We start from the raw sequence: 270 nt of genomic DNA, 5'->3' as shown, positions 1-270 counted from the left end.
TGCTCTCACTCATTGAAACGGAGTTAGATAAGCTTTCACTCATCGAGACGGAGTTGCTTAAGCTTTCGCTCATCGATACCGAGTTACTTAAGCTTTCGCTCATGCTTACGGAGTTGCTTAAACTTTCACTCATCGATACCGAGTTAGATATGCTTTCACTCATCGATACCGAGTTAGATATGCTTTCACTCATCGAGACTGAGTTACTTAAACTCTCACTCATTGAAACGGAGTTGCTCAAACTTTCGCTCATTGATACCGAGTTACTCA

Annotated in this window: 1 protein-coding gene; it reads left to right on the top strand. The window is 41.9% G+C overall.

Going from position 1 to position 270, the window contains the following annotated elements; genetic code table 11:
* Positions 1–270: hypothetical protein (locus tag LMC10_RS01080; RefSeq protein ID WP_229268703.1), on the top strand; the 270-nt coding region annotated here is incomplete at both ends.

The organism is Limosilactobacillus reuteri subsp. simiae (assembly GCF_020784875.1).
Taxonomy (GTDB): Bacteria; Bacillota; Bacilli; order Lactobacillales; family Lactobacillaceae; genus Limosilactobacillus; species Limosilactobacillus reuteri_H.
This window is presented reverse-complemented; position numbering and strand designations above follow the sequence as displayed.